Genomic DNA, 21,559 nt, shown 5'->3' with positions numbered 1-21,559 from the left:
TTATTTTTCTTTTAAATTAAATAATTTAGATGAATTTATCTTTAATTTTAATTAAATCCTTTATTTTTCCAAAATATAATATTTCAAAATATTCAACAGCAATTACTTCAAAATCTTCAAGACTATCAGCATCTAAAAATGGAGAAATAGTTTTTTCATGCATTACATCTGACCCTTCAGTTATAAAATTAAAAGACGGCATAACAATCAAATTTTTACCATTTAATTTCCCTTTTAAGAAGCATTTAATCTTTTCAACGCGTTCTACATTTCTAATGCTAATACTAGGGTGTTCATGACCTATTATAATTGTTTCTTCTTTAATTTTATTATAACCTTTAGGAATTTTATCTCCATGAATTATAAGATAATTTTCTACAGAGTACTTTTCGTAGACTTCTAATTGACTTTTTTTAGCTATAAACTTCGTAAAATTATCATGATTACCTTTAATTAGCAATATTTCATCAAAATTTTTTTTAAGAAATGAAGTAAAATCTATTACTTCATTCCATTCTTGTTTACTTATTTTACCAAATTCATGTTTTAAATCACCGTTTATAATGATTTTTGTAGCATTTGAAACATTTTTTATTTCTTTAAGTCTTTTTATTATCTTTTTATACTGAAATCTGGGAACCATGATTCCTTCTGCGTTTAATGATTGCTCATAACCTAAATGAATGTCAGAGATAATCAAATAATCATTGATTTGAAGAGCAGTGTCTATAATTTTCGCGCCAAAGATTTCGTTGTTTTTCATATTATCGCTATATTTTTTTAGAATAAATATATGAACTCATTTAATACTTAAATTGTTTTCCATTAAATTTTAAATAAAATATCTTATTTAATTAAAAATTTCAACTTTTTTTACTCTGTAGAATCTTTTATATACACTTTTTAATAAGCTTATATAAAGATATAATGATTAAAATGATTTTGTAGGTATATTTATAAACTATAATTTCTTAAAATATAGATTGAAGAATTAATAGAAGAAGATACACTAATAATTATAAAATTTTTATTAAAAGATGTGGAGATGAGGAAATGGATAATCTTATCAAAAATTTGGAAAATGAGGATATAGAAATTAGAAAAAAGGCTACAGAAGAAATTGGTGAATCCAGAGATCCAAATGGAATTGAACCATTAATTAAAACATTTAATGATACAAATCCTGAAGTAAGATTCCAAGCAGCTAAATCTCTGGGCAAAATTGGGAAACCTGCAATCAGCCCGCTTATTAAAGCTTTAAGGAGTGATAAAAAAGGAAATATTAAAAAATACGTAACTTTAGCCCTTAAAGAAATTGGTGACAGTAGTGTTGTGGACACATTAATAGAAGTTTTAAATGATAAAGAATTTGGAGTTCGTAAATTCGCAGCAAAAGCATTAGGTGAAATAGGTGATAAAAAAGCAATTGATCCCTTGATTGAAAAATTAAATGATGAAGATTGGGGTGTTAAAATGGCAACACTTAAAGCTCTTGGAGATATTGGTGATGAAAGAGCTATAGATCCAATAAAAAAGGCTAGACGAGCAGCTACAGGAGATAAAGATTTAAAAAAAGTTGCAAACAAAGCTTTAAAGAAAATAAATAAATGATTCATCACTAATTTAATTTTAAAGTTTATAGACACATCTAATAATGATTACTAATCATTTCTTATTTTTTTCATTAAATTATTAACAATACCTTTCTTTTCTAAATCATTAATAATCTTGTCTTTTTCACGAACAACATCCCACAGTAACTCATGACTTCTTTTTAGTTCTTTATAATCATCTTGAGTTAATACAGTTTCATTGAGTTTAATTTTGAATGATTCTCTTTCTAATGTTCTTAAATCATTTAATCTTTTAATTTCTTTTTCAAGTTTCTTATTATGTAATTTTAAATCTTTATACTGCTTTTCAACATTTTCATATCCTTCTATTTTTGAATTTAACATTAATTTTATATTTTTATGTTCTTCACTAATTTTTTCAAGGTCTAATTGAAGTTCTTTAACTTTTAATTCGTTTAAATGTTTAAAATCTTCAAATTCATTATCTTTTTCATTGATTAAATCATTTAAACTTGAAATTTCTTGATTTTTAGATTCAATATATGTTTTAAATTTTTCAGCTGTAGAAATTAGTTCTTTAGATTCATCTAATTCCATTTCAAAATCTTCTTTAGCTAAAATAACTATGTCTTCTATGTCTTCAAAAACAGTGCCTTCAATTTGAACTTTTTTAATGGGAATCATATACCTTCGCGTGGTATGTTCTTTACCATCAAGCTTACTTTTAGATTTATGTTCATACTTTTTTAGTTTAAAGTATAAATGGGGAATTTCATCTTTCATTAAGATTAATATAATTAATCATCATATATAACTTTTAACCATTATAAGGAGATTTAAATAAAAAAAAACATTATTTTTCTCGTATTTCATAAATATCATTACGAATATTTTTTAATAATGGTAATTCCTCACGTATTTCATTAATATAAGATAAATCAATTTCTGAGTAAATTATTTCTTCTTTTGAATTTGCTCTAGCTAAAATATTGCCCCATGGCTCTACAATCATTGAATTTCCATAGCCTACATATGATAGATTCTTGTTTTGTGCTGGCGAGGCTGCAACTACATAAACTTGATTATCAATTGCCCGTGAGCGAATTAGGGTTTCCCAGTGTGCAGGACCAGTAATCATGTTAAATGCCCCTGGAATTACTATTAATTCAGCTCCTTTTAATGTCATTAACCTTAAAATTTCGGGGAAACGTATATCATAACATATTCCTATACCAATTTTACAAAAATCAGTTTTAATCACTGTTATCTTGTTGCCTGCTGTTAAGACATCTGATTCTTTGAATGTTATTTTATTAGGAATATCAATATCAAAAAGATGTATTTTTCTATAAATTCCAATTATTTCACCATTTTTATCAAATGTAAAGCTTGAATTATAGATTTTTTCATTATTTAGCTCAGGAATGGAGCCTGCTATTATATATACTCCATATTTTTTTGCTGCATTGGAAATAGCATTAAGAGTATTGCTATTATCTTTAGTTTCTGCATATTCTGCAAACTTACTGTTATCATAGGGGCAGTTAAACATTTCAGGTAATATTACCATATCTGATTTATTTTTTGCTGATTTTTTAATCATTTCTAAAGCTTTAGTTATATTTTGCTTTTTATCTTCTTCAACTTTCATTTGACAAACAGCCAATTTAAAATTGGTCTTCATTTTATTCTCCTGAATTGAAATATTCCTCTGTAGAAAATTACTAGTATTTTTTATGAATTTATTTAATCTACTGGAATATTTAATCATTGGTTATAACCTATTTAAGCTATTATGGATTTAAAAGCACGTATTAAAATATTTAATTAGTATAAAATACAAAATAAATATATAAAGTGAAAATTTATGGAATATTTTTATTAAAAAGATGTGAGGTAGAATCTATGGTCAACTCAAAAGAAGGAAATACTGATATGAAAAATTTAGAATCTAGATCCAATGAATTAAAAAAATTAAAGGGTACAGAATCAATAGTTGATGAATATATTATTGGTCTTAGAGAGGATGATGACTTTAAAAATGTATTTCAATATACTAAGGAAATGGCCAGTATAATAATCTTTTTAGCCCAAAATGACCGAGAAGGAACCTTATTTAACTTTGTAACTGACTATTTAACCAAAATGATAGATAAAGGCAAAAATATCAGACAAGAGAAAGGATTATAGATATAATATATTTTATTTGTGTTTATATGTCATTAATAATTACTTATAAGTTATAAGTAAACATTTTTTTTATTTTTAGACCTGTGCTATTTTATTAATCAAAAATTTTAAAATATTGCATAAATATTAATTAATGAATGTAAAACATTTTTCAATCAGACTGTAAGAGTTACCATAAGCTTCAGTATAAGTAATCCATTCTGGTATTTCATATACAAAAGTTTTGTATCCTGCAGATGATAAAGGCTTGGATACTCTCATTGCAGAGGTTGTATGTTCATTTGTACTATCTGCTTTATAATAATTAAATCCAAGTAATGATTTTTTTACTGTTTCTGCAAGTTTTACTGACCCTTCATCCATTCCAGGAGTTGCTATATAAAATCCTTCCCCATAACCTGGCTCATGATCATGACAAATAATTACAAGATCATCATCAGATTTTAATACATCTGGAAGTATATAATCTGCTGCAAGATTTTCTCCGTTGTTTCTACCTATTTTATAATTTTCGGGATTATTTGTAACCTTTATATCGTAATGAACTATTTTATAAGTTGAATATAATGGATATTTTTTAATTAAATCACTTATTACTGTTTTAGATAATTTTTCTCGAGGATGTATTCCTGTAATTATGGCTATTGTCTTGGATTTAGAGTTAAAAGCATTAGAAGTAGGATATACTTGTTTAGTTACATATCCTCTCTTATCTGAACCCAAAATTGGATGGCCTTGAATTACTGAATTGTCTGGAAATAAGAAATTTAAATCAGTGAAATTTATGATAAATGCAATTGGAATTAAGATAAAGAATAGAAATAATAATATCATCTTTTTACTTATTCTTTTTCCTTTTGTTTCTTCATAATAATATTCATAATCGTTTTCATCATATTCATCTATATATTCATATATGTCATTAACTAATACTAAATCTCCACCACAATTACAACTAACAAAATCTTCTGGAGATTCCCATTCTTCAAGTTTATAATATCCATTGCATTTGATGCAAATTAAGTAGTATTCTTCCACGGTTTTTTATATGTGGCAATATGTTTTATATTTTTCTGATTTAAAGTTTAAAATTAGGGATTCTATATCATAATTTTTATGTTTTAAAATAAATGATGAAAAATGCAGTTATTTACATGTTTAAGGGTATATCACTTAATGTAAATTCCATCATTTCTTTGAATTTTGCATAATACTGATTAAAATGAAAGATACCACCCAAAAATTAAATTCAAAATAAAAACAGATATATGAAAAAATTAATATTTATTATTTTGTTACTTATTTATATATTTTTATCTATTATTTTTTTACTTTCATTTTATAGGTTTTTCTAAATCTTCCAATTGTCTACCCTTAGTTTCAGGTAATGTCCAGACCCATATTCCAGTTAGTAATGCAAATATTGCTGCAAGAAATATTCCTACTCCTAGAGAATATTTAGTAGCTATCAAAGCAATTATAATTGGTGTAAAAAATTGTACTCCTCTTGCAAGGTTAAATGCAGCCCCTGTTGCGGTGTTTCTTATTTTTGTGGGGAATAATTCTGAAAATAATGGTCCATATCCTCCAAATATTCCTGTTCCAAATCCAACAAGGAACATGAAGCTTAAAATCACTGCAGGATATATTACAACACTGTCCCAAAGTACAGTTATCATTACAAGCCCTAATGCCATTAATGAAGAATAAATCATGTATGCTGGCCGTCTTCCAATCCAGTCAGCCACAAATCCAAAGGATAAATAACCAATAAATCCTCCTACTTGAGTTACAATAACCCATAAAGCAGATTTGACCAGTGAAAAGTGTTTTTCATTGTGTAGATAATCTGGCATCCAAGAATATGTAAACCAGTAAGCAGACATTCCAAAAACAGCCAGGATAAGGGCCAATAAAAATGTTTTTCTATATTCTTTAGAAAATAACAGCATAAACTTACTTTTACTTATTACTGTTTTTAAACTACTAAAACTACTAAATTCATGTTTAATATTACTTTTACTTCTTTTAAGCCATACATCAGACTCTGGAAGTTTTTTCCGAATGAATATCACCATTATAGCCGGTAAAACAGATATAATAAAACTTTCTCTCCATCCAATGGTTGGTGCAAGGAATCCACCAACTACTGATGCTAGTATAATTCCTATTGGGGCGCCTGTTTGCATAAATGATCCATACCTACCCCTTAGTTTTGCTGGAAATGTTTCTCCAATATAGGTCTGGCCTGTAGCCCATTCCCCACCTACACCTAGTCCTGTGATAATTCTAAATAAAATTAATGTTTCTAAGCTTGTAGCAAATCCACATAACAATGTTCCTGCACTATAAAGAATTATCGTCCACTGAAGTGCTGTTTTTCTACCATATCTGTCAGATAAAACTCCAAAAATAACTCCTCCAACTGCAGTTGCTGCAAGGGAAACTCCTATAGCATATGACAGCATAACATTTGATAAATGTAGTTCTAGGCCTATGGGAATTATTAAAAAAGTGAATAATATAAGATCATAAAAATCGAATACCCAGCCAGCCCAGCTAAGCCCTAAAATTTTATAATGTTCATTAGTAAGCTTCTTATATTGATTTAGCATCATTTCGCTCATTCAATATCACTCTATTTGCAAATAATTAGAATTATGAATACTTTGTTTAATAATAGGACATAATAAGGTTTTTATTAACTAAAAAGTTAAAAATGTTCGTTATTATCAGTCGCATAAAAGAATATTTCCTGTTCCTACATTTTCTGATTCAACTTCTCTAATAATTGTTATCATTGTTTCTACTGGAAGTTCCATTATTTCACTTGCAGCTTCAGAAAAGGTTTTTACAAGCTTGGATTTCTGTTCTTTTGTTAGTTTAGGTCCATCTATAGTTATTACAGGCATTCTTATCTCTCCTTATTTTTTTAATAGTTATTTGCATAATTTTCATGTAATTTTGAAAATAGCATAGCTAAAGTAATTATATCCTGCTCATTGTGCTCAACTATAGGAACTAAAGGGCCAATATTTCCTGTTTTAAGGTAAGTTTGATAAAATTCAGGCACTAAAGCGCTTGGAACATCGTCATCACGCCCAATATTAAACAGATGTTTCTCTAAAGTTGTTAATTTACAATTAGGTAACTTACTGCTCCATTCACGTCTTGAAAAATGAAGCATATCAAAATGAGGATTATTAATCTCTTTTTTAATATTAAAATGCCTCATTCTATTTAAAATAAACGGTAAATCAAATGTTTGCCCGTTAAATGTAACAAAAACACTTTCAGATTCAACCCCAGATAAAAATGCATCTATAACTGCATCTTCTTCATTTAAACTTCGAGAAAGATACTGATTAACCGTTATTTCGCTGCCTGAAACTTTTGCAACTCCTAAAAGAATTATAGGTTTATTACTAAGTCCCAAAGTTTCTATATCTAAAAATATGAAATCTTCATCATTCCAAAAACTTGATGAAAATAAGACAAGTGGATGTGATTTTGAATACCAACGTGAAATTAAATTAGTCATATTGCAATTAGGGTTATCTTCAAATATTTTTAAAAATTCTAAAGCATCATTGTTAAGTCCATCGTGATCTTTTAAATCTTCAATAGTATTATATCCTTTTTCCTTCAATTTTTCTTCCTTTGAACATCCTATTCCATTTAATAATTTTAAATCAGATAATATTCTTTCTTTTGCAAGTCTTGAATCAATTTTATTTAACTTTAATTTAGATTTATTTTCTATACTGTAACATGTCCCCTTTTCTGTATTTATCTCTTTTCCAGTTATAATATCTTCAAGAGCCATTTCTTGATGATTTTTTAAGAGTTTTTCTTTTAGTTTTATGGCATTTTCATATTCCATGTGTACATTTCCTCTAATTTTTGTATCTATCAATATTTTATTATATTGTGTATTATATTTTCACTTTTTGGATTTAATTATATTGCCCAAACCAATAACTTCGTTATATCATGGTTAAACGAAGTAAATTTAGCTAGTTTTGCCCAAATTTAAAATTATTAAATCATTTTATATGTCCTTAATAACTTCAAATAAATATATTAATTATTTAAATATAAATTAAACTCCATATGGAAATATAAACAAATTAAAAGTAGATCTAATAGTTTTAAAAGTGAAATTAGACATAATTTTAACTTATTTAATTAAATTTACTTATTATTGGAAGAAGTTTCTTCTATAACGTTATCCTCACCTATTTCAATAGGAAACAGTTGCTTATTTTCTAAAACATCCTTTAAAAACTGTCCTGTGTAACTATTAGTTAGTACAACCTCTTCAGGAGTTCCTTCTGCAATAACAAGTCCCCCATCATCTCCTCCTTCAGGTCCCATGTCCAAAATATAGTCTGCAGTCTTGATAACATCTAAATTATGCTCTATTACAAGCACAGTGTTTCCAGAATCACGTAATCTTCCAAGAACTTTAAGAAGTTTTTTAATATCTGCAAAATGAAGTCCTGTTGTGGGTTCATCAAGTATATACAATGTTTTACCCGTGCTTTGACGACTTAATTCCTTAGAAAGTTTTATTCGCTGAGCCTCTCCTCCTGAAAGTGTTGTGGCTGACTGGCCAAGTTTAATATAGCTCAATCCAACATCGTCCAGTGTTTTTAGTTTTCTTTGAATACGTGGAATATTTCTAAAGAAGTGAAGTGCTTCTTCAACTGTCATATCCAGCACATCAGCGATGTTTTTACCTTTGTAGCGAACATCCAATGTTTCTCTGTTGTATCTTTTTCCTTTACACAGTTCACATGGAACATATACATTTGCTAAAAAGTGCATTTCAATTTTTATTATTCCATCACCACTACAAGCATCACATCTACCGCCTTTAACATTAAAACTGAATCTACCTGGTTTATAACCTCTTTTTTTAGCTGCTATTGTTTCTGCGAAAATTTCTCGTATGTATGTAAATACTCCAGTGTATGTTGCAGGGTTAGAGCGTGGTGTACGTCCTATTGGAGATTGATCGATTATAATGACTTTATCTATATTTTCAGTCCCTAAAATTTCATCATGTTTTCCTGCATTTACATGTTTTCGGTTAAATTCTCCATAAAGACCTTTATATAGGACTTCATTGATCAATGTACTTTTTCCAGAACCTGAAACTCCTGTAACACATGTGAAAACTCCCATAGGAATTTTTACATCTATATTTTTCAAATTATTTTGTCTTGCACCTTTTATTGTTATAAATTTTCCATTAGGAGCTATACGTTCTTCTGGAATTTCTATAGCTTCTTTTTTTGATAAATATTTACCTGTAATAGAATCAGAGTTTTCTATTATTTGAAGAGGTGTTCCTTCAGCTATAACTCTTCCTCCATGTTCACCTGCCCCTGGCCCTATGTCTATAACATGATCCGCAGAAAGAATGGTTTCTTCATCATGTTCTACAATTATAAGAGTGTTTCCAATGTCACGAAGCTTTTTTAGGGTTTCTATGAGTTTAGCATTATCTCTTTGATGTAATCCTATGCTTGGCTCGTCAAGTATATATAATACTCCTACAAGTCCTGAACCTATTTGGGTTGCAAGACGTATTCTTTGAGCTTCTCCTCCAGAAAGAGTTCCAGATGATCTATCTAAAGTTATATAATCAAGACCTACATTCGCTAAAAACTTTAAACGTTCATTAATTTCTTTAAGTATTTCTTTAGCTATAAATAATTCTATTTCAGTAAGTTCAAGTTCTTCAAAAAACTTTTTTGATTCTTTTATGGGCATTTCGGCCACTTGAGATATGGATTTACCACCTAAAGTAACTGATCTACTTTCTGGACGTAATCTTGTCCCTTTACACGCTGGACATTTTCTATCGCTCATGAATTGTCCTATATAACCTCTCATGTAATTTGATTTGGTGTCCATGAAAAGACGTTCCATTCTACTTATTACGCCTTCAAATTTCCTTTTTACATGGTGCATTCTATTTTTTCTGCTGAATTTAAAGTCTATTCTATCTGAAGACCCATAAAGGATTATGTTTTGATAGTTTTCCATTAGATCTTCAAATGGAACATCCATACTGAACCCATAATGGTCTGCAATAGCTTTTAGCATTTGATGATAATAATTCTCTTTATTTTGGGATTTACTCCATGGAAGAATTGCTCCTTCATTTAATGTAAGAGATTTATTTGGGACTACAAGGTCTGTATCCATTTCCATTTTATTTCCAAGACCATTACACTCTGGACAAGCCCCATGGGGACTGTTGAATGAGAATGTTCGAGGACTTATTTCTTCAAAATTAATATCACAATCTGTACATGCAAAGTGTTCGCTGAAAACCTTTTCTTCTAATTCATCTTCTTTTTGATATAAAATTACAATTAAACCTTCTCCTAGTTCAAGAGCCGTTTCCACTGAATCTGCAAGTCTCCTTTTAAAGTCTTCATCATATCTTATGACTAACCTATCTATAACGACTTCAACTGTATGTTTCCTGTTTTTATCAAGTGTAATCTCATCATCAAGACTAAATACTTCCCCATCTACCCTTACTCTTACAAAACCTTTTTTCTTGAGGTCTTCAAATACTTTATGATGCTCTCCTTTCCTGTCTTTAACAACAGGAGCTAAGACTTGTATTTTAGTTTCTTCTTCCTCTTTATAGATTGCATCTGTTATTTGGCCAGATGTTTGCTGTGATATAGGTTTCCCACAATTATAACAATGTGGAACACCTACCCTCGCATAAAAAAGTCTTAAATAATCATATATTTCTGTTACTGTTCCTACGGTTGATCGAGGATTTAATCTTGTTGTTTTTTGGTCAATAGAGATTGCAGGTGATAATCCTTCAATATAATCCACTTCAGGTTTTTTCATTTGCCCTAAAAACTGTCTTGCATATGCTGAAAGGGATTCAACATATCTTCGTTGTCCTTCAGCATAAATGGTGTCAAATGCAAGTGATGATTTACCAGATCCACTGATACCTGTAATGACTATAAACTTGTCTCGAGGAATGGTAATGTCCACATTTTTAAGATTATGCTCTTTTGCACCTTTTATAACTATATTATCCTTTTTGGTATTCATTGACTGGAAACCCCTTTTAAAGTGTTGATTTGATCCCTTATTTTTGCAGCTTCTTCAAAATCAAGCTTTTCTGCTGCTTTTTTCATTTCATACCTTAAATCTTTAATTAAAAGTCCTATTTCATCTTTAGGAATGTTTTCAATATTTTCTAATAATTTCTTTTCACTTTTTTCTTTTTCCTTAATAGACCTTACCACAGTTTTAGGTGTAATATTATGCTGTTTATTATATTCCATCTGTACTTTTCTTCTCTCATTTGTTATATTAACAGCTGATTCCACTGATTTTGTGATTTCATCAGCATATAAAATTACTTGCCCTTCTACATTTCTTGCTGCCCTTCCTATTGTCTGAATAAGTGACGTTTCAGACCTGAGAAACCCTTCTTTATCTGCATCAAGAATTCCAATTAAAGAAACCTCTGGAAGGTCTAATCCTTCCCTTAAAAGGTTTACACCTACAAGACAGTCAAATTCACCACGCCTTAAATCATCGATTATCTCAATACGTTCTAATGTACTTATTTCAGAGTGGAGATACCTTACTTTAATCCCAATTTTAGCATAGTAATCTGTTAGATCTTCTGCCATCTTTTTGGTTAATGTAGTAACCAGAATTCTATGATTCTGTTTAATTTTCCTTTGTACTTCACCTAAAAGATGATCTACTTGTCCTTTAACTGGTTTAACTATTACTTCTGGATCAATAAGCCCTGTTGGTCTTATAATTTGCTCTACAAGATTTTGGCTTTTTTTAAGTTCATATTGGGCCGGTGTTGCAGATACGTATATTACTTGATTCATTAGGCTTTCAAATTCTTCAAAATTAAGGGGACGATTTTCTCGAGCTGATGGAAGTCTGAATCCATAATCTACAAGAGAATTTTTACGTGCACGGTCTCCAGCGTACATTCCTCCAATTTGGGGAACTGTAACGTGTGATTCATCTATAATTGTAATAAAATCATCTGGGAAATAATTTATTAGTGTGTGGGGTATGCTTCCCCATTTCCTACCACTTAAATAAAGAGAATAGTTTTCTACTCCTGGACAGTATCCCATTTCTTCAAGCATTTCCATATCAAATCGTGTTCTTTGCTCAAGACGCTGTGCTTCAACTAATTTGTTTTGCGCACGTAAAATAACAAGTCTATCTTCTAATTCTTCTTCAATACCTTTTAATGCTTTATTCATTCTATGGTTAGATATTACAAAATGCTTTGCTGGAAATATGGTTATACGGTCAATTTTTTTAACTGTTTCTCCTTTTAAATGATCTATATATGATATTTTATCTATTTCATCTCCAAAAAGTTCTATTCTCACAGGTAATGCTCCGTGAACTGGAAATATCTCTATTACATCTCCTCTTACTCTGAATTTTCCCCGAGTAAATTTTATATCATTTCTTTCATATTGGATATGTATTAATTTGGATAATATTTCTTCTCTTTCATGTGTTTCGCCTATTTTTATATGTAAAAGATGATCTCCGTAATCTTCTGGAGATCCAATTCCATATATACAGGATACGCTTGAAACAACTATTACATCATCTCTTGAAAGTAGAGATTGAGTTGCTGAGTGCCTCATCTGGTCTATTTCCTCATTAATACTCGCCTCTTTGTCAATATACGTATCTGAATGAGGAATATATGCTTCTGGCTGGTAATAATCATAATAACTTACAAAGTATTCTACTGCATTTTCAGGGAAAAATTCTTTGAATTCTTCGTAAAGCTGGGCAGCTAATGTCTTATTATGGGAAATGATTAATGTTGGCTTTTGCACCTTATTGATTACATTAGCCATAGTAAATGTTTTTCCAGACCCAGTTATGCCCAGCAATGTCTGATGCTTTAAATTTTGATTTAGTCCATTTACAATAGAATTTATTGCTTTTGGTTGGTCCCCTAATGGCTTATAATTTGAAACTAACTTAAATCCTGTCATTTTTATATCCTCTTTAAAAAAAGGCATTTTTCAAAATATACTCATCTAACCTATATCTAAGTTAAAATTGTTTTAATCAATAATAGGTTTTAAGTAAGAGCATTTGAAAAGTAATCTAAATATATATTAATATTAATCAGTTTACATTTTATTCAAATTTCTTTAAGAAAATAACTTAAGATATATTGGTAGATATATTATAAATAAATAGTGGTATGACGAAGCAGGTTGAAGGAAATTCACAGAATTTCCTGAACCCAAAAACAAAGTTTTTGAGGTGATAAAAATTTCAAATGTGTCAATAAAAGATATTGGAGAAAGCCTAAAAAAAGCTGGAAAATTAAAAACAAATCCTTTAGCAGTATATGGTATAGAAACCATCCCTGATGGAGCTGAACCTATGTGTTCTTTTGATTCATGCGTTGCAAAGTCCATATTCAACGCTGCAGTAAATGAAAAAACGCCTGCTTTATATATGGGAAAAGATACACTTAGAGGATGCTGCCCAGGTTCAATGACATATTTTGGATTTACAAAACCCCTGGAATTCATTAGATATTTTGTATCTACTGGAAACAAAAAGTTTAGAGGCGGAGAAGCAGAATATTTAAAAGCAAGTCCTCCAATTGTGGATGAATTCCTTGAATCCATTGGTAAAATAACTTCTCCAGGAAAATATGTAATTATACAAAGATATAATGAAATAGAAGAAGATGTAGATGTAAAATCCATATTATGCTTTGGTAAAGGAGAGCAAATAAGAAATTTAGCAAGTCTTATACATTTTAGAACAACCAATCCATTTAATGCTATCAGTATGCCTATGGGTCCTGCTTGTGCTACATTTGTAACATATCCAGCAAGAATGGCCGAAAAAACTCCAAAAGGAACATCTTTTATAGGTCCTGTCGATCCAACAGGGAATATATGGTTTCCTCCAGAATACATGGCAATAGGTATCCCAATTGATATAGCAGTGAAAATGCACGATGATTTAGAAAAATCATTCGTTATTAAAAAACCTGAAGTCGCATATCCTCAAATTAGAGAAAATATTCTTTAATGTAAAATATTTATATTCATAATTCATTTATTAATTTTAATTCATTTTTGAATTTAATTTATTAAATAGACATCAAAAACAAACAGTAAATTTACAGGGACAATTAAATGCCTAATCGTTGTACTAATCCAGATAATTTACCAGATAAACCTGGCGTATACATAATGAGAAATATTGACGATGATATTCTCTATGTAGGGAAAGCCAAATCATTGATTAAAAGAGTTAAATCCTACTTTAGTTTAAGCAAACAGCCTTTAAAAACAAGAATTCTAATGAGCCATTTTCATAATTTAGAATATATAATAACTGATACTGAAAAGGAAGCTCTCATTTTAGAGTCTAATCTTATTAAAAAACATAAACCCAAATATAACATCAGATTAAAGGACGATAAAAGGTATCCTTACATTAAAATAACCAATGAAACTTTTCCTAGGGTTTTAATAACAAGAACTGTTAACAATGATAAATCATATTACTATGGTCCATTTACAGATACAGGATCTGTTAGAAGCATAGTTAAATCAATTAAAGCACTGTTTAAAATAAGAGAATGCAAAAAAATGAATGGACCTTGCCTTAATTACCAAATAAATCTTTGTAGTGCACCATGCAGTGGTAAAATCAGCGCCCAAGCTTATAATGAAATTGTAGAAAAAATTAATTTATTTTTTGAAGGTAAATATGACCAAATCATTGAAATGCTTAATGAAATGATGATAGAAGCAGCTAATAATCAGGAATTTGAAAAAGCTGCGGTTTTAAGGGATCAAATATTATCTGTAGATAATATTCTTGAAAAACAAAAAATAGAATTTGATAGAGGGCTTGAACAAGATGTTATTACATGCGCTTATGATGAAAAAATTGCATGTGTTGTCGTATTTTCTATAAGGGATGGTAAAATTATTGGAAAAGATGATTTTTTAATGAGTGGTGCTGAAGACACTTTACCTCATAAAATTCTTGCCGCATTCCTAAAACAATATTATATGAGCCCACGAAATCCTCCTTCTGAAATTATTATTCAGTATAAAGTTGATGATGTTGATTTAATTGCAGAATGGTTATCTGAAAGTAGAGGAAATGAAGTAATTCTTAGAACACCCCAAAACAATGCTGAAAGCCGATTAGTTCAAATGGTAACTAAAAATGCAGAAATAATTAAAAATCACCAAAGTGAAGTCAAGAATGCGCTTTTTGACCTTAAAAAATACCTTAATTTAAAAAAAATACCTCATAAAATTGAAGCTTTTGATATTTCTAATATTAGTGGAAAGCTTTCTGTAGGGTCAATGGTTGTTTTTGAAGAAGGATTCCCTAAAAAAAGCAAATATAGAAAATTTAAGATAGATATGGATGGCCCTAATGATTATGCAATGATGAAAAATGTTTTAAACAGAAGATACATCAAATTATTTTCTGAAAATGATGATAAAAAACCTGATCTTATTCTTGTAGATGGAGGAAAAGGTCAGTTAAATGTTGCTTTAGATGTTTTAAAATCATTTAAAATAGATGATATTCCAATTATAGGGCTTGCTAAAGAATTTGAACATATTTTTGTTCCTGAAATATCGACTCCATTAATTCTACCTCGTAATTCAGCAGCATTACATCTTCTACAGAGAATAAGAGATGAAGCCCACAGATTTGCAGTTTCATATCATAAAAAACTTAGATCTAAAGAAATTAAATATTCATTACTTGATGAAATCAAAGGAATTGGGGAAAAAAGAAAATTACTATTACTTAAACATTTCGGAGATATTGAACAAATTAAAAATGCTAGTATTGATGAAATTAGAAGTGTTAATGGTATTAGCTCCCATTTAGCTACAGAAATTCATAAATATCTCCATAAAAATAGTATTGATAAAAATGGTTAAATTATTAAATAATAAAAAAATTGACTTTATTTTGTCATATAAAAGATAATATTAATATATATAAAATAATAATAGTACTAAACAGTATGTCATCTGTTAAAATTCTTGTTGTAGAGGATGAAAGCATAGTAGCCATGGACATTAAACATAGGCTAGAAGGAATGGATTACATTGTACCTGCAATAATATCCTCTGGAGAAGAAGCAGTAGAAAAAGCTGCAGAAACCAAACCGGACTTAGTTTTAATGGATATCGTTTTACGGGGCGATATGGATGGTATTGAGGCTGCCCAACAAATAAATGATACTCTTGATATTCCTGTTGTATATTTAACTGCTTATTCTGATGAAAAAACTTTGAAGAGAGCTAAAATTACTGGGCCTTTTGGTTATATTATTAAACCTTTTGAAGATAGGGAATTGCACAGTGCAATTGAAGTCGCACTTTACAAGCATGAAATGGAAAGCAAACTAAAAGAAAACGAAAAATGGCTTTCTACAACTCTTGAAAGTATTGGTGATGCCGTAATAACCACTAATAAAGAAGGAAATGTCACTTTTATGAATCCTGTAGCTCGAAAAATTACAGGATGGCAAGAAAATGAAGCTCTGGGAAAACCATTGGCTAATGTTTTTAAATTAGTAAACGAGAAAACAGGAGAGCCAATTGATAGCCCTGTAAGAGAAGTGGTTCAAAAAGGTTCAATAACACATATGAATAGTCACACACTCCTAATTACTAAATATGGTAAAACTGTACCTATCAACGATACAAATGCGCCAATAATAGATAATAACAATAATACCAATGGTGCTGTGTTGGTATTTCAGGATATTACTCCCCGTAGGATTGCTGATAAAGAAAAAGAACAGTTATTAAAGGAAAAAGCCAGAAGTGAACTTTTTGGATTTCTTTTAAGTGCAATGCCTGTATTTGCATCCAATATTCCTCCCCAAATTAGGAATACTATTGCAAAAAGCTTTGCGGACCGTTTTGAGACAAATATGAAGCCAAGATTCCTTGAAAGCATAGAAAAATGCTTTAATGGAAAAGAAAGGAATATGGACAATACTTTTAACTGTTATATAGAATGGATAAAAGGGTTTTTATCAAATATTGGGATTGATGCAGAACAATCTTGTGGGGAATATAATGGTCTTACATTCTTAAATTGCCCATGGGAACAAACAGCTGAATATAGTCCTATGTTCTGCCTTATATGTAGAGTAATAGTTATACGCAGCTTTACATGGACTGGTATTAAAGGACATGTTGAACAGATGACTTGTAAAGCTGATGGCGCCTCCAATTGTGGCTTTCAGTTTATCTTATCCCAAGAACAAGATTAATTTAACATCAAATCATTATATATGGTTAAATTCATTGCATAATAAGCTAAAGGAGATGGGAGATTGGAAAGAATAAAAACTGGTATATCTGTATTCGATGAAATAACGGATGGATTTCCCGCAGGTAGAACCATGCTCGTTACGGGAGATGCAGGTTCTGGTAAAACTATTTTTGGACTTCATTTTGCAAAAAATAGCTGTATTGAAGGACTTAAAACTATATACATAACTACTGAAGAAGATGCCGGCGATCTTAAAGAACAGGGTAATTCTTTTAACTGGAATTTAGATGAATTTCTTGATAACGGCATTTTAAGCTTCATAGAACTAGCTGGAGTCAGAGCAAGAGTAACTGAGGCTGAAATGAGTATAGATATCGACACAATGAAAGGAAATTTTGCAAAAATCCTGCAGAACATACCTGAAGACACAGATGTTGTTGTAATTGATAATCTTGGAAGTTACACAGCTAAATTAACACCATATGAATTTAGAGATCGATTTGATCTACTGGTATACGAATTAAAACATAGAAACATTACGGCCCTTATAATATTAGATAGTGCAACATCCCACGAATTTAACGAACTTGCATTATTCTCTGTTTACGGTGCTATAAAACTTATGAAGCGTGAAAATCCTTACACTGGCCGTAGAGAACGAGTAATGGATATTGTAAAAATAAGAAGTACTAAAACACCTACCCAGTTTATAACCTATGAAATAAACAATAATGGAATTGAAATACTTTCAAGCTCAGAAGAAAATAAAATTCTATAAATCCTTAAAAGGATTTATTTTAATTATTATTTAAAAAAAATGAGATATTGAATAAAATAAATTTTAAACTTTTTCTATTACAGATACAAGTAGTTTTATAGTGTTTTCAATATCATCAAGACTTACCACTTCAACTGGGGTGTGAATATATCTTGTTGGAACTGATAAAACACCTGTAGGTATTCCTTCTCGAGTTAAATGGATTGCAGTTGCATCAGTAGTGCCACCCTCACTTACTTCAAGCTGGTATGGTATTTCTTTTTCTTTAGCTGCTTCAATTAACAATTTTTTAACTTTTGGATGAGTTATAATTCCTCTTCCACTTGCATCTGTTAAAATTATGGCTGGCCCTTTGCCCATTTCTGCAGGTGCATCTTCAAATTTAATTCCAGGATGATCCCCGGCTATAGTAACATCCAAAGCTATTGCTAAATCTGGATTAATCTTGAAGGCTGAAGTTTTTGCTCCTTTAAGTCCTACTTCTTCTTGAACCGTCCCTACACCATAAATTGTAGCATTGCTTTCAGCTCTTTTCATAGCTTCAATAAGCACGTAGCAGCCGACTCTATTATCAAATGCCTTTCCAGTTACCTTTGAATCGGATAATTTAGAAAATTCATGTTTTATAGTTATAGGATCCCCTATATTAACCATTTTTTCTGCTTCTTCTTTATCATTAGCCCCTATATCTATGAACATGTTTTCATATTCAATTACTTTCTTTTTTTCTGCAGGTTTCATCCTGTGAGGTGGTTTTGCACCTATTACTCCGAGTATTTTATTATTATCACTGTGTATATAAACTTCTTGGTTTAAAAGCATCTGATCATTTATGCCTCCAATCTTAGAAAACTTAATAAATCCTTTTTTGTCAATATATTTGACCATAAGCCCTATTTCATCCATATGGGCTGCTAACATTATTTTTTTATTGTTTTCTTTTCCTTTTTTTGTGAAGATAACATTTCCAAGATTATCAGTTTCTATTTCATCAACATGGTCTTTTAATTCATTTTCCATTATTTTTCTAATTTCATCTTCAAAACCAGATATTCCTGGTGCATTTGATAGTTCTTTTAACAGATTATTCATGGGATACCTCAAAATCTTTGATTTTGGGTTCAGAAATGCGTAGCATTTCTTCAACCTCAAAAATTTATATATTTTCGAAAGTTAAGAAACACATGTTTCTTCAACCTCAAAATCTTTGATTTTGGGTTCGAAAATCACAGTATTTCTTCAACCTCAAAAAATTAATTATATTGATTTTACTAAAATTAATATTCCTATAATAACAATTAAAATAGGCCCAGCTTGTTTGATTATAATATCAACTGGAATTAGCCCAAGATTTACTGCATACCATATTAAACCGGCTGCAATAAAAATTAAACTTGCATATATTCCATATTTATTTATTTTTCTTCTTTTTAAAGCTTTTTTTTCCTGTTTCCTGTATTCACCATCTTCTGTCTTTATATCAATAGTGTCTTTCATATTATCCCTCCACTATTTATATTTTAGATTTAATAATATATTCGTAAGGAAGAGTTTATATCTATTCATGCTCTTTAAATATATTTTATAGTAACATAATAGTTATTATAACTTTTGGAGATTATTTTCTAATTAATTCAAATAATATTAGATTTTATTCCTAAATTTATAAAAATAAAAATTTGATTATCCTTAAAACGTGAATATTTATGATAAATAAAGATCATCCTCGATATGAATCATTAAAATTAAGAGATAAAATTGTAGAAGCCTATAAATCAGGTATTCTTGCTGATGCTGGAATGATTGCCCATGGGAGAGGTGAAGCATTTGATTACTTGATTGGGGAAAAAACAACACAAACATCCCTAAATGCAATTGAAAGTGCTGCTGCTGCATTATTACTGGCAAATAATCCAGTTATATCTATAAATGGGAATGCTACAGCTCTTGTAGCTGAAAAAATTGTGGATTTAGCCCATGTTTTAAATGCAAAAATAGAAATTAACCTTTTTTATAGAACTCCTCAAAGAGTTAAAGCAATTGAGAAAATATTAAAAGAACATGGTGCTCATGAAATTATGGGAACTGAAGATAATGATCAAGTTCAAATGGAAGACATTAGCAGTCATCGGGGAAAAGTAAGCCATGAAGGTATATACAAAGCTGATGTGGTGCTGGTTCCTCTTGAAGATGGTGATAGGACTGAAGCATTGGTTAAAGAAGGCAAATTTGTAATAGCTATTGATTTAAATCCATTATCCAGAACTTCTAAAACTGCATCTATTACTATTGTAGATAATATAACAAGGATTATTCCCTGTTTAATTAGTGAAGTCTCTTTTCTTAAAAAAAAGAGTCCTGATGAGCTTAAAAAAATAGTTTGTAATTTTAACAATGCACGTAATCTTGAAGAGTCATTAAAGGTAATGCTAAATTCCATTAAAGAATTTGATAGCCTGTAAAATTTTAAATTTTACGGCACCAAAATTCGGAGAATTTTGAAAGCATTTAAAAATAAGAGATTTTTGATGCCTCAAAATTCGGAGAATTTTGAAAGCATTTAAAAATAAGAAATAAATATAAAATATCATTTTAAACAAAAAATATACTATTATAAATTCATTTGAAGTGAAATCATGCGAGTAATCGGAGTAACAGGACTGCCAGGATCAGGCAAAAGTGTGGTTGCAAGAGTTGCAAAAAATCTTGGATTCCATATAATACGGATGGGAGATGTTATACGTAATGAAGCTATGGCCAGAGATGAGGATATTGGTGAAACAGCCGTTAAATTACGTAAGGAATACGGAAAATATGTGGTTGCTGATAGATGTGTTGAAATCATTAATGGATCCAAGTCTGAAGATTTTAAAAACGATAATTTTAATTATATAATTGAAGGTATACGTAGTCCTGCAGAAATAGAAATATTTAAAAAACAATTTAAAGAGTTTAAAGTTATAGCAATTTATTCCAGCCCAAAAGCCCGTTTTATGAGATTAAAAAAGCGTCGCAGGTCAGATGATTCTGTTAATTTTTCACAATTTCAAAAAAGAGATAATAGAGAACTTAACTTTGGAATTGGGAATGCTATTGCAACTTCTGATTACATGATAATTAATGAAGGACCTATTTGGAAATTTAAAAACAATATTCGGAGCATATTAAAAAATGAACTGAAAAAGAAGAATTAGGTTTAAATTAATAGCTTTTTGGAGCTTAATATAATGAAATGTGAAATATATGCTAAATGTGATGTAAATCCTACAGAAGACATTGATAAAGTCATAAAGGCTCTTTCTAACTTATTTGATTATGATGAGATCATAATAGAGGAAAATTTTGTTAGTATTTTGGGAGGAAGTGAATCTATAAATAATTTCCATAAAGAATTAGTTCAAAGGAAAATCCGTGGTGCTGCAAGAAAAATGATGTTAAAAGGAATGGGTACAAATAAAATACAGTTTAGTTTAAGTAAACAGGCAGCATTTGTTGGGGTGCCTAATTTTGTAGAAACAGTCTACTCTACTCTGGGAGAAATTGAAGTTGAAATTAGAACTTCTAATGTAGAAAAGTTCATTGACTGGATTGCTCCAGCATTAGAATAAAATATTATTATTATTATTATTATTATTATTATTATTATTATTATTATTAT

20 protein-coding genes are annotated in these 21,559 nt (G+C 29.7%); 9 read left to right on the top strand and 11 right to left on the bottom strand.

All coding sequences use genetic code 11. The features are described from left to right. Positions 1-25: 25 nt before the first annotated feature. Positions 26-763, bottom strand: a complete 738-nt coding sequence (locus tag HZC47_07760; GenBank protein MBI5680770.1) for a metallophosphoesterase — start codon at positions 761-763, stop codon at positions 26-28. Positions 764-1,053: 290 nt separating this feature from the next. On the opposite strand from HZC47_07760, the gene HZC47_07755 reads away from it, so the two are divergent. Continuing rightward, positions 1,054-1,611 (top strand): HEAT repeat domain-containing protein, encoded by a 558-nt coding sequence (locus HZC47_07755; protein ID MBI5680769.1) that lies wholly within the window; start codon positions 1,054-1,056, stop codon positions 1,609-1,611. 50 nt (positions 1,612-1,661) lie between these two features. Here HZC47_07755 and HZC47_07750 read toward each other — a convergent pair whose 3' ends face one another. Further along, a complete protein-coding gene (locus HZC47_07750) occupies positions 1,662-2,357 on the bottom strand; it encodes a hypothetical protein (GenBank protein MBI5680768.1) in 696 nt (231 codons plus the stop codon). 70 nt (positions 2,358-2,427) lie between these two features. Continuing rightward, positions 2,428-3,258, bottom strand: coding sequence for a carbon-nitrogen hydrolase family protein (locus tag HZC47_07745; protein ID MBI5680767.1), 831 nt, complete (start codon positions 3,256-3,258; stop codon positions 2,428-2,430). Positions 3,259-3,479: 221 nt separating this feature from the next. Between HZC47_07745 and HZC47_07740 the strand changes: the two genes are divergently transcribed. After that, entirely contained in the window at positions 3,480-3,764 is a 285-nt protein-coding gene (locus HZC47_07740; GenBank protein MBI5680766.1) for a hypothetical protein, read from the top strand. A 126-nt stretch (positions 3,765-3,890) separates the two neighbouring features. On the opposite strand, the gene HZC47_07735 is transcribed toward HZC47_07740, so the two are convergent. The 6 genes from HZC47_07735 to uvrB all read right to left on the bottom strand — a co-directional run bounded on the left by HZC47_07735 (position 3,891) and on the right by uvrB (position 12,817). Then, a complete protein-coding gene (locus HZC47_07735; GenBank protein MBI5680765.1) occupies positions 3,891-4,802 on the bottom strand; it encodes a hypothetical protein in 912 nt (303 codons plus the stop codon). A 296-nt stretch (positions 4,803-5,098) separates the two neighbouring features. Continuing rightward, positions 5,099-6,382: an MFS transporter gene (locus HZC47_07730; GenBank protein ID MBI5680764.1), complete on the bottom strand. Its 1,284-nt coding sequence runs from the start codon at positions 6,380-6,382 to the stop codon at positions 5,099-5,101. Between the two features lie 114 nt (positions 6,383-6,496). Further along, positions 6,497-6,676: a tautomerase family protein gene (locus HZC47_07725; protein MBI5680763.1), complete on the bottom strand. Its 180-nt coding sequence runs from the start codon at positions 6,674-6,676 to the stop codon at positions 6,497-6,499. A 20-nt stretch (positions 6,677-6,696) separates the two neighbouring features. Continuing rightward, a complete protein-coding gene (locus HZC47_07720; protein MBI5680762.1) occupies positions 6,697-7,647 on the bottom strand; it encodes a ribonuclease H-like domain-containing protein in 951 nt (316 codons plus the stop codon). A gap of 311 nt (positions 7,648-7,958) precedes the next feature. After that, positions 7,959-10,865, bottom strand: a complete 2,907-nt coding sequence (gene uvrA / locus HZC47_07715; protein ID MBI5680761.1) for an excinuclease ABC subunit UvrA — start codon at positions 10,863-10,865, stop codon at positions 7,959-7,961. Then, positions 10,862-12,817: an excinuclease ABC subunit UvrB gene (uvrB, locus tag HZC47_07710; GenBank protein ID MBI5680760.1), complete on the bottom strand. Its 1,956-nt coding sequence runs from the start codon at positions 12,815-12,817 to the stop codon at positions 10,862-10,864. Before uvrB ends, uvrA begins: the two co-directional genes overlap by 4 nt. Positions 12,818-13,094: 277 nt before the next feature. Between uvrB and HZC47_07705 the strand changes: the two genes are divergently transcribed. The 4 genes from HZC47_07705 to HZC47_07690 all read left to right on the top strand — a co-directional run bounded on the left by HZC47_07705 (position 13,095) and on the right by HZC47_07690 (position 17,901). Then, positions 13,095-13,880 (top strand): DUF169 domain-containing protein, encoded by a 786-nt coding sequence (locus HZC47_07705; protein MBI5680759.1) that lies wholly within the window; start codon positions 13,095-13,097, stop codon positions 13,878-13,880. Between the two features lie 107 nt (positions 13,881-13,987). Next, the gene (uvrC, locus tag HZC47_07700; protein MBI5680758.1) at positions 13,988-15,772 is read left to right on the top strand and encodes an excinuclease ABC subunit UvrC; all 1,785 of its coding nucleotides are present in this window, start codon (positions 13,988-13,990) and stop codon (positions 15,770-15,772) included. An 86-nt stretch (positions 15,773-15,858) separates the two neighbouring features. Next, positions 15,859-17,121: a methanogen output domain 1-containing protein gene (locus HZC47_07695; GenBank protein ID MBI5680757.1), complete on the top strand. Its 1,263-nt coding sequence runs from the start codon at positions 15,859-15,861 to the stop codon at positions 17,119-17,121. Positions 17,122-17,184: 63 nt separating this feature from the next. Then, complete coding sequence (locus HZC47_07690; GenBank protein ID MBI5680756.1) at positions 17,185-17,901, top strand: recombinase; 717 nt, start codon at positions 17,185-17,187, stop codon at positions 17,899-17,901. A 63-nt stretch (positions 17,902-17,964) separates the two neighbouring features. On the opposite strand, the gene HZC47_07685 is transcribed toward HZC47_07690, so the two are convergent. Next, on the bottom strand, positions 17,965-18,993 hold the full coding sequence (locus HZC47_07685; GenBank protein MBI5680755.1) for a M42 family metallopeptidase: 1,029 nt from the start codon (positions 18,991-18,993) through the stop codon (positions 17,965-17,967). Between the two features lie 165 nt (positions 18,994-19,158). Beyond that, complete coding sequence (locus HZC47_07680; GenBank protein ID MBI5680754.1) at positions 19,159-19,380, bottom strand: hypothetical protein; 222 nt, start codon at positions 19,378-19,380, stop codon at positions 19,159-19,161. A 227-nt stretch (positions 19,381-19,607) separates the two neighbouring features. On the opposite strand from HZC47_07680, the gene HZC47_07675 reads away from it, so the two are divergent. The 3 genes from HZC47_07675 (at position 19,608) to HZC47_07665 (ending at position 21,509) form a co-directional block, all read left to right on the top strand. After that, positions 19,608-20,363, top strand: a complete 756-nt coding sequence (locus HZC47_07675; GenBank protein ID MBI5680753.1) for a phosphopantothenate/pantothenate synthetase — start codon at positions 19,608-19,610, stop codon at positions 20,361-20,363. Positions 20,364-20,537: 174 nt separating this feature from the next. Beyond that, on the top strand, positions 20,538-21,095 hold the full coding sequence (locus tag HZC47_07670; GenBank protein MBI5680752.1) for a dephospho-CoA kinase: 558 nt from the start codon (positions 20,538-20,540) through the stop codon (positions 21,093-21,095). 33 nt (positions 21,096-21,128) lie between these two features. Next, positions 21,129-21,509: a hypothetical protein gene (locus HZC47_07665; GenBank protein MBI5680751.1), complete on the top strand. Its 381-nt coding sequence runs from the start codon at positions 21,129-21,131 to the stop codon at positions 21,507-21,509. Positions 21,510-21,559: the final 50 nt, after the last annotated feature.

The sequence above is a fragment of the Methanobacterium sp. genome, assembly GCA_016222945.1.
Classification (GTDB): Archaea; Methanobacteriota; Methanobacteria; order Methanobacteriales; family Methanobacteriaceae; genus Methanobacterium_D.
This window is presented reverse-complemented; position numbering and strand designations above follow the sequence as displayed.